We start from the raw sequence: 9,233 nt of genomic DNA, 5'->3' as shown, positions 1-9,233 counted from the left end.
ATATCAGGCTCTTCGCTTTGAGCTTCAGCCGCTGGTTGTTCAGCGTCGAGTAAATCGTCTATATCAAATTCGTCATCTTCATCAACTAAGCTGTCGATATCTGGCTCTTCGCTCTGATCTTCAGTAGCTGGTTGCTCAGCATCGAGTAAACTGTCTATATCAAACTCGTCATCATCGGCTTGTGCTGATACATCAGCTGTTTGCTCATTGTTCTCATCAAGCAAGTCGTCAATGTCAAAGTCTTCACCCTCTTCGGCTAGCTCTTCACTGAGTGCTGCCATATCATCATTCGATTCACCTTTAGGTTCATCAGGCAGTGCATCGTCATCTTCTTCATCAAACAGGCTATCTAAGTCATCCGAACTTAAAATGTCATCTGACTCATCAAGGTTGATAGCATCGCCTGTATCATCACCATCGGAGCTATCAAAGTCTTGTTGCATGAAAACATCAAGCTCATCGTCCTCGGTGTTTTCGTCTTCAAAAACAACATCATTATTGAGTAGGCTTTCTAACTCATCTTGATCTAGTAAACTGTCATCATCGAGATCATCGTTAAATTCCACATCATCATCGAGTAACACGTCATCCATGTTATCGTCTAACTGCACACTTAAATCATCAAGCGGATCGGGAGCTGGTGCTTCATCGAGTGAGGGCTCTGGCACTTCATCTATAGGATCAGTAAAAGCAGGGGCTTGTGGAATAAACTCATCATCATTACTTTCAGGCTCTTGATCATTACTACGCTTACGCAGCCACATAACAACGGCAAAAATAATCAATAAAGCTGGAATAGTCATTAATAAAATGAGCACCAAAGGGTTTGACAATAACGCTGCAAAACTAAATTCACTCTCTTGCTGTGCGTCCTTTAATTTTTGCTGTGCAATAATCTCATTTTGTTTAAGGATTAATTCTTTTAACTGTTGTTGAATTTCACTGTCTTGGCCTAGTTGTAAACGAACGTTTTCTAATTCGCTTGAAATACCTGTTAGCTGTTTTTTAAGATTGTTGTTTTCAACTAAAATTTCTTCTACGTTACTCACAGAGCTTTTAAACTGCTGCTGAAGCTCAACCAATTTATTGCTTTGGTCAGTCTTAATCGCTTTTAATTCTTGTTGTAATTCTTTTTTGGCTTCATCAACATCTGCTTTGCGTGCTTGCGTTACTTTTGTTTGTGCTGAATTAATTTCTGCTTGGGTGAGCGTACCGTTTTTCTTTTTTTCCCACAGGTCATCATCTTGCTCAGAGCGCTGCTTAGCTAATTGCGGGTTTACTCGTCTAATTTCTGCCAAAGTCGGTATCTTTAAATAAGAACCACTTTGCATATGGTTTAAGTTTTGTTCTAAGAATGAATTAGGGTTTTTGTTATACAAGGCCTGCATAACTTGATAAATGCTTACTGAATTATCAGGACGAACCTTAACGGCAATGCGCCAAAGTGTATCGGTTGGTTTTATTGGCCCAATAGAACGCCCCTGTGCGCCATAATCTGCGCCTTTAGGCCCTCTTAACTGGGTACTGTCTTGAGAGTAAACAGTCGTTACCATCAGTGCAGACGCTAATATAATAAGTGAAACGAAACCGCGCATGCTGATCCTTTAATGTTTAAATGTTAACGCAGCGCTTTAAATTGGCGCTTAAACATTGATTATTCTTGCCGTTGTTAGCCAAGTAGCTAACGCACATTTTTATTACAATCTATTTTTATTGCAAGCTCTATTCCAGTTACAAACTATAAACCAGTTAAGCCATAATATCCATCGCAACGCATTGAAAATAAATACCTTAAACATCTAGATAAAAATAATTTTATGTTGTTTATCAAAGTGTTTACACAGCTGTTGTTTATAAGTGGCAAAAAAATGGCAATTAAAGCACAAAAAAACGGCAAACCACTTAGGTTTGCCGTTTATTGGATTATCACTGTCTTCAGGCTAATTACATGTAATTAGCGATTAGCTCTTCTGCTATTTGCACACTGTTGGTTGCAGCCCCTTTACGGGTGTTATCACTTACTACCCACATATTTAATCCATGTGGGTGTGAAATATCGGCACGTAAACGGCCAATGTAAACAGTGTCGTTACCACTGGCATCTGAGACAGCCGTTGGGTAATCACCCGCATCATCAATTAGCTCAACACCCGGTGCATCGTTCAATAATTGCTTCACATGCTCAAAGTCATAAGGCATACGCGTTTCTATATTAATTGACTCAGAATGACCAAAGAACACCGGTACACGAACACAAGTCGGGTTTACCGCAATGCTGGTGTCGCCTAAAATTTTATGCGTTTCGTTTACCATTTTCATTTCTTCGCGTGTATAGCCATTGTCTTCAAAGCTATCGATTTGCGGAATAACATTAAACGCAATTTGCTTAGGAAAAATGTCGTTTTCCATTGGCCGTGCATTCATTAAGTTGGCTGTTTGTTTTGCCAGCTCATCAACCGCTTCTTTACCTGCACCCGACACTGCTTGGTAGGTTGAAACGTTAATACGATCAATACCGTAGGCATCATAAATAGGTTTAAGCGCAAGCATCATTTGAATAGTTGAACAATTAGGATTAGCGATTATATTACGGTTTCTAAAATCGGCTAAACTCGCTGCATTCACTTCTGGCACAATTAGCGGCACTTCAAAGTCATTTCTAAAGTGTGAGGTATTATCAATAACAATACAGCCTGCGTCTGCAGCAATCGGGGCGTACTTTTCAGACACACTGCCACCAGCAGAAAATAAGCCGATATGCGCTTGGCTAAAGTCAAAGCCTTCAACATCGCGTACTTCTATGCTCTCACCACGAAACTTTATATCTTCGCCGGCACTGCGGCTGCTTGCTAATAAAAACAGCTGATCGACCGGAAATTTACGATCTTCCAAAGTTTCAATGATTTGACGACCAACAAGGCCGGTAGCGCCGAGTACGGCAACGTTATATTTTTGCGACATATTTCATCCTCTGTAAGCACGGTTAAAACAACCGCGCTAATTAAATTAGTTTACTGTGGTAAAGCCAAGCTGGGCGAGTGCAGCAAGCTCGGTGCTATCACCTTCAACCATCACAGTGCTAAACTCACGGCGGGTTGAGTAGTTTTTTCGTAAGCTGTCAAAGCCCTCATCGGCTAGGTGGCGCAGTAAAATGCCATCATCGCGACGAACATCATAAGTTAAGTGTACTAAGCGAGCGATGTCTGCCTCAGTAAAACTTGACGCTAAGGTAACGCACCCAATGGCTGCTGGCGGTAAAAAGTCGCTAAGTGACTTATTGGCCTCCACCCCTTTGAGCTCACATAAGCGCTGGTACAACATTTGCGTACCTCGCGCTTTACCCTCAAGGGTATGCCCTGCAATGTGAACACTTGCATAGCGCACGTGCTCAAGTAATTCAGTTAAAATATTAGGTTCATTTTCCCAAACATCCAACACTAAATCGAGCTCTGCTCCTGCTTCCATCACTTCGAGTAAGGCTTGGTTATCAATCACATCGCCTCGGCTAGCGTTTATTAACGTCAACCCAGATTTAAGTTTAGTTAAGCGTGTTTTATCAAGCATGTGTAGGGTTTTATGTTTACCCGTTTTAACCAACGGCACATGAAAAGTAACAATATCTGACTGCGCTAATAGCTCATCAAGCTCAACATGCTCGGTTAATAGCCCTTGCTCATGCTTAATTGGATCGCACAATAGTAAATTAACGTTCAGTGCTTTTAACTTTTGCGCTAAACAACTGCCAATATTACCTACACCCACAATACCGATTGTTTTACCACTTAACGGGCTGGCATTTTCTTGGCTTAATGCAAATAAGCTACTTATTACATACTCAGCTACGGCAATGGCATTACAGCCAGGCGCACTGGTAAAGCCGATATTGTTAGCACTGAGCAAATCAGTATCAATATGATCAACACCAATTGTGGCGGTACCTACAAAGCTTAGTTTATTCGCCTGTGCTAATAGTTCACTGTTAACTTGAGTAACTGAGCGGGTAAGCAGTACATCAACATCGATAAGTTGTTCAGGGGTTAATTGCCTGCCATCAAATCGTTCAACCTTACCCATATCTTTAAAGAATTGCTCAACTAAAGGCATATTTTGATCGGCAAGAATTTTCATTGTGAGTCCGTTTGGCGAAATGAGGCGCTATTGTAACGAACAACCCCCTATTAGCACAAACGAAAAAGCCGAGCATTTTGCTCGGCTTTAAAATAGTTAACGATTAACTTAACCTTTGTATTTGCTCATTACTAGCGTGGCATTAGTACCGCCAAAACCAAAGCTATTAGACATAACCGTGTTTAGTTCAACGTCTTTTGCTTCAGTCACAATATTCAAGCCTGACGCTTGTTCATCTAACTCATCAATATTGATAGATGGCGCAACAAAGCCATGCTCAAGCATTAATAATGAAAAGATAGCTTCGTGTACACCTGCCGCACCCAGTGCATGGCCTGTCATTGCTTTAGTGGCACTGATCATTGGCGAGTTACCACCAAACACTTCTTGAATAGCCCCTAGCTCTTTAACATCACCTACTGGTGTTGATGTACCATGGGTATTTAAGTAATCAATGCTGTCAACGTTTTGCATAGCTTGACGCATACAACGTACCGCGCCCTCACCCGATGGTGCTACCATGTCGTAGCCATCTGAGGTTGCGCCGTAACCGGTAATTTCAGCGTAAATGTGCGCGCCACGAGCAAGTGCATGTTCAAGTTCTTCAACAACCACAATACCGCCACCAGCTGAAATTACAAAACCATCGCGGTTTGCATCGTAGGTGCGCGATGCTTTTTCAGGTGTGTCGTTGTATTTAGTCGAAAGCGCGCCCATAGCGTCAAATTCCATTGCTAACGTCCAGTGAAGTTCTTCACCGCCGCCTGCAAAAATAACGTCTTGTTTGCCTAATTGAATTTGTTCTACCGCGTGGCCAATACAATGCGCAGAAGTTGCACACGCAGAACTAATAGAGTAGTTAACACCTTTAATTTTAAACGGTGTTGCTAAACATGCAGAAGTGGTGCTTGCCATAGTACGTGGCACCATGTAAGGACCAACGCGTTTAACGCCTTTTTCACGAAGAATATCAGCCGCTTCTACTTGCCATTTTGATGAACCACCGCCAGAGCCAACTAATAAACCAGTACGCTCGTTTGATACTTGCTCGTCGCTAAGACCCGCATCTTCAATCGCTTGCGCCATTGAAATATAAGAGTAAGCCGCCGCATCACCCATAAAGCGCATTGCTTTACGATCAACATGCTCTTTAACATCAATATCAATTTTACCTGATACATTGCTACGCAATTTGTAATCAGCAAATTCTTGATTAAAAGCAATACCACTTTTACCAGCTCTAAGTGACTCTAATACTTCTTGTTTATTATTGCCGATGCTTGATACAACACCGATGCCTGTTATTACGGCTCTTCTCATGGGTAATTCCCTTAGCTTAATACTTAATTGTGTTCTATTTTACGCGAATTTAATCATCTAAGTGGTCAGCTTTCTAGCGTACACTTGTACTCTGAAGCTACAGCTTATAAATAACGCCAGACTATTTCAAAGAAAACACGTAAAATAATTAAAAAATTATCTATAAATTGAATTGGTCATGATAAAAAACGCCCATATACACTTTAACGACTTAGGCACTCCGGTTGCCAATGACTTTGACGATGTTTATTTTTCTAATGACGATGGTCTTGCCGAATCGCATTATGTGTTTTATCAACAAAACAGTATAGATACACGGTTACAAAATCATGACCGTGAACACTTTGTTATTGCCGAAACCGGTTTTGGTACTGGGCTTAACTTCTTAAATGCATGGCTGCAGTTTTCTGACCACCTACAGTACTCACAAGTTCAAAATGAACAGCCAAATAAAGTGCAGCGATTACATTTTATTTCTTTTGAAAAATATCCACTTAGCGTAAATGATTTAAAACAAGCCTTGCAAGCTTGGCCTAGCTTAAGCCATTTAAGCAAGCAGCTCGTTGCTCACTATCCGATTAACTTAAATGGCTGCCATCGGTTAGAGTTTGCCAATGGCCGTGTAGTCCTCGACCTCTACTTTGGCGACGTACTGGAATGTATTAATAGCATGAGCTACCCACAAAGTGGGCTGGTTGATGCGTGGTTTTTAGATGGCTTTGCGCCAAGTAAAAACCCCGACATGTGGCAGCAAAGTGTATTTAATGCCATGGTCGATATTTCTAGAAGCAATGCCACATTAGCCACGTTTACCGCTGCGGGCTTTGTGCGCAGAGGACTAAACGAGGCAGGCTTTAGCATGCAAAAAGCCAAAGGTTTTGGCCGAAAACGTGAAATGCTAATTGGCACACTCGCTCAAGCCAACCCAAAACAATCAGCCCCCGCTTATTTTGAGCATCACCCCTCAGCGCTTTCAAGTGTGGCTGTTATTGGCGGTGGTATAGCAAGCAGTTGTATCCTTTATAGCCTCGCAAAGCGTGGCATAAAAAGCCACTTATTTTGCCAAGATGAAAAACCCGCAATGGGGGCATCGCATAATGTACAAGGGGCTGTGTATCCGCACTTACAGGCAAAAAATTCGCCACACAGTGAATTATTTGCCCACAGTTTTTTATACGCAAAGCGACTTTACAATCAATTACTCAACAATGGCTTTTTGTTTGATCACCAGTGGTGTGGTGTGCTGCAACATGCAGTAAAACAGCCATTGGCAGATCGCCATCAAAACCTCGCAGATAAACAACTGTGGCCAGAGCAGCTTATGCGAAATGTAACTGCTGATGAGGGCGATGCTATCGCAGGGGTTAAAACAGGTTACTCAGGGGTATTTTTTGAACAAGGCGGCTGGGTTAATCCCCCGCAGCTAGTCTGTGCAATGTTAGATGCCGCACAACAATTAAATTCGTTTGAAAGCCTATTTAACTGTCATATTGAGCAATTTAATAAACAACCCGATGGTTGGTACTTAACCACGCAAAAGCAAACATTTGGCCCCTTTAGCGATGTGATTATTTGTACTGGTGAGCACAGTGATGCATTTACGCAAACCAAAACACTTCCCATTGTTGGCGTTCGCGGCCAAGTGTCACATGTTCAAGCAAGCGAGCAATCACGTAAACTTAATACCGTGTTGTGTCACAAAGGCTATTTTACTCCCGCCTATTTAGATCACCATTGTATGGGTGCCACCTTTGAAAAAAACAGTAAAAGCCGTGAAGTGACCGAGCAAGATAACCACACTAACCGCGAGCAATTACTGAGTTTTTATAACAACACTGAATTTGCCACCAGCCTAGGCGATATTAGCTCAGCTAAAACCGCTGTTCGCTGTAGTTTTATTGACCACTTACCTATGGCCGGTGAATGGGTGGAGCAAACTGATTATACACATGCATTTGCTAATTTACGCTTGGGCAAGCGCTATCAATATCAGCCGTTAGAAAAACCACAACAGGGCCTACATATGTTTACCGGCTTTGGCGCGCGAGCATTGTGCAGTGCACCGCTATCTGCCGAACACTTAATTAGTAGTTTAAACAATGAACCTCGCCCACTAAGCGAGCGTGTAAGCCAAGCAATTCACCCAGGCCGTTTTATTGTTCGTGACCTTATTCGTAATAAAATTTAAAAGGCAGATCACACTGCTCACACTAAAAAACAAACCTATACTTTAAAAACAAATTATTACCCCCAGCTCTTTAGTACAGTGGATAAAGTTTAAGTCGGCTGTTTTGTCTTATAAAATAAGGAGTATGTGATGAGTAAAACATTAGTAATTGGTGCCAGTGGGCAAATTGGTAAACTAACCACCAAACTATTGCTTGAACACCAACATCCTGTAGTGGCTTTAGTGCGTGACAAAAGCAAATTAGATGACTTAAATAGCGACTATTTAACTATCGTAGAGCAAGATTTAGAAAATGATTTTAGCGATGCGCTGCGCAGTTGTGACCATATCATTTTTGCCGCAGGTTCAGGCGGTAATACCGGTGCAGATAAAACCTTACTTATTGATTTATGGGCTGCAACTAAAGCTATTAATTACGCAAAAGAGCATGCAGCCAAGCACTTTACTATGGTGAGTTCTATTGGTGCAGACGATCCGGATGCAATCCAAAGCGACTTAAAACCCTATTTAGTAGCTAAGCATATGGCAGATAGGCATTTAATTAATAGTGGACTCAATTACACCATAGTACGCCCAGGCTCACTCACTAATGAGAATGCCTCAAAACTTATTTCTACCGAACGCCCCAAAGAGCGCGATAAAGCAATCATTAGCCGTGAAAACGTAGCCCATGTTCTATTTACCATTGCCACAGAGCAAGGCAGCAATCGCTGCATATTTGAAGTATTTGATGGCGACAAACCAATAAAAGCCGCTATTAAATAAGCATTACATTCATCCCTTGCCATGCAAGCTGTATGGCAAGCAGGGTTAAAATCACTTTAAAAATAACCCTAAAACGCGCCACCGATAACCGCTTAAGTAACTTAATCCCTAACCATGTGCCAATGGCTCCGCTTAAAATCATCGCCAGTGTTAACGGCAACCATTGCCAAAAGCTAAAGCCAAGCCCCGCATAAACAACGGCTTTTAAACTATGCTGCAAGGTCATAATACTTGAAAAAGTCGCGGTAAATTTAAGCTTATCGTAATGATTAATATGTAAATAACTCGCTACCAAAGGCCCACTTGCTCCGACAAAAGTCGAGATAAATGCGGTTATTACGCCTGCTAGTAAGCGCCCTAATCGTGAGTCTTTATTAAATTCAGGTATTGTTCCCCACAATAAATAAATCACAAATAAAGCCACAAACAGCTTCATGCTATCAAGGTTAATATCGCTTACTACTTGGCTTGATAGCCCCGCGCCAATTAATCCACCCAGAGTAAAATACAACAACATCGGCTTATCAAGATGGACAATACTTAACAACAACCGATTGGCATTAGAGCCCAACTGCACTAAACCATGAACCGGCACCACCACTGCCATAGGCATAACCGACGCCATTACCACCAACAGCATTAAACCGCCGCCCGCACCAAAAGCCGCCGATACAAACGAAGTAAACCCCGCCAGTAAAATGAGTAACAGCGAAATTAAAGGGGAAATGTGTTCAGCTGTAAAAATATCCATATCTATGCCCGCTGTTAATCATTGACTCATAATACAAAAAACAGACAAGTAAGCGACTAGTCTTTTAGTGGTATGGGGTTC

The 9,233-nt window shown here is 41.8% G+C and carries 7 protein-coding genes; 2 read left to right on the top strand and 5 right to left on the bottom strand.

Translation table 11 applies throughout. The annotated features are described in order from the left end of the window. The 4 genes from P20439_RS03290 to fabB form a co-directional block, all read right to left on the bottom strand. The coding region (locus P20439_RS03290; RefSeq protein WP_036932816.1) for a FimV/HubP family polar landmark protein at positions 1-1,595 on the bottom strand (1,595 nt) is incomplete at its 3' end. Positions 1,596-1,944: 349 nt separating this feature from the next. Further along, the gene (locus tag P20439_RS03285) at positions 1,945-2,961 is read right to left on the bottom strand and encodes an aspartate-semialdehyde dehydrogenase (protein ID WP_008111077.1); all 1,017 of its coding nucleotides are present in this window, start codon (positions 2,959-2,961) and stop codon (positions 1,945-1,947) included. Between the two features lie 45 nt (positions 2,962-3,006). After that, complete coding sequence (locus P20439_RS03280; protein WP_008111079.1) at positions 3,007-4,128, bottom strand: 4-phosphoerythronate dehydrogenase; 1,122 nt, start codon at positions 4,126-4,128, stop codon at positions 3,007-3,009. A gap of 108 nt (positions 4,129-4,236) precedes the next feature. Then, entirely contained in the window at positions 4,237-5,448 is a 1,212-nt protein-coding gene (gene fabB, locus P20439_RS03275) for a beta-ketoacyl-ACP synthase I (protein ID WP_008111080.1), read from the bottom strand. Between the two features lie 178 nt (positions 5,449-5,626). Between fabB and mnmC the strand changes: the two genes are divergently transcribed. Both mnmC and P20439_RS03265 read left to right on the top strand, forming a co-directional pair. Further along, positions 5,627-7,636 (top strand): bifunctional tRNA (5-methylaminomethyl-2-thiouridine)(34)-methyltransferase MnmD/FAD-dependent 5-carboxymethylaminomethyl-2-thiouridine(34) oxidoreductase MnmC, encoded by a 2,010-nt coding sequence (gene mnmC / locus P20439_RS03270; RefSeq protein WP_008111081.1) that lies wholly within the window; start codon positions 5,627-5,629, stop codon positions 7,634-7,636. Positions 7,637-7,765: 129 nt separating this feature from the next. Beyond that, the gene (locus P20439_RS03265) at positions 7,766-8,401 is read left to right on the top strand and encodes an SDR family oxidoreductase (RefSeq protein WP_008111082.1); all 636 of its coding nucleotides are present in this window, start codon (positions 7,766-7,768) and stop codon (positions 8,399-8,401) included. Here P20439_RS03265 and P20439_RS03260 read toward each other — a convergent pair. Continuing rightward, entirely contained in the window at positions 8,394-9,152 is a 759-nt protein-coding gene (locus P20439_RS03260; protein ID WP_008464608.1) for a sulfite exporter TauE/SafE family protein, read from the bottom strand. The genes P20439_RS03265 and P20439_RS03260 overlap by 8 nt on opposite strands. Between the last annotated feature and the right edge of the window lie 81 nt (positions 9,153-9,233).

This window comes from Pseudoalteromonas sp. BSi20439, assembly GCF_000241165.1.
In the GTDB taxonomy this organism is placed as follows: domain Bacteria; phylum Pseudomonadota; class Gammaproteobacteria; order Enterobacterales; family Alteromonadaceae; genus Pseudoalteromonas.
This window is presented reverse-complemented; position numbering and strand designations above follow the sequence as displayed.

Bases quoted from the DNA above. Each gene is read 5' to 3' on its own strand.
- P20439_RS03285 (WP_008111077.1), bottom strand. From the start codon at position 2,961: ATGTCGCAAAAATATAACGTTGCCGTACTCGGCGCTACCGGCCTTGTT.
- P20439_RS03280 (WP_008111079.1), bottom strand. From the start codon at position 4,128: ATGAAAATTCTTGCCGATCAAAATATGCCTTTAGTTGAGCAATTCTTT.
- fabB (WP_008111080.1), bottom strand. From the start codon at position 5,448: ATGAGAAGAGCCGTAATAACAGGCATCGGTGTTGTATCAAGCATCGGC.
- mnmC (WP_008111081.1), top strand. From the start codon at position 5,627: ATGATAAAAAACGCCCATATACACTTTAACGACTTAGGCACTCCGGTT.
- P20439_RS03265 (WP_008111082.1), top strand. From the start codon at position 7,766: ATGAGTAAAACATTAGTAATTGGTGCCAGTGGGCAAATTGGTAAACTA.
- P20439_RS03260 (WP_008464608.1), bottom strand. From the start codon at position 9,152: ATGGATATTTTTACAGCTGAACACATTTCCCCTTTAATTTCGCTGTTA.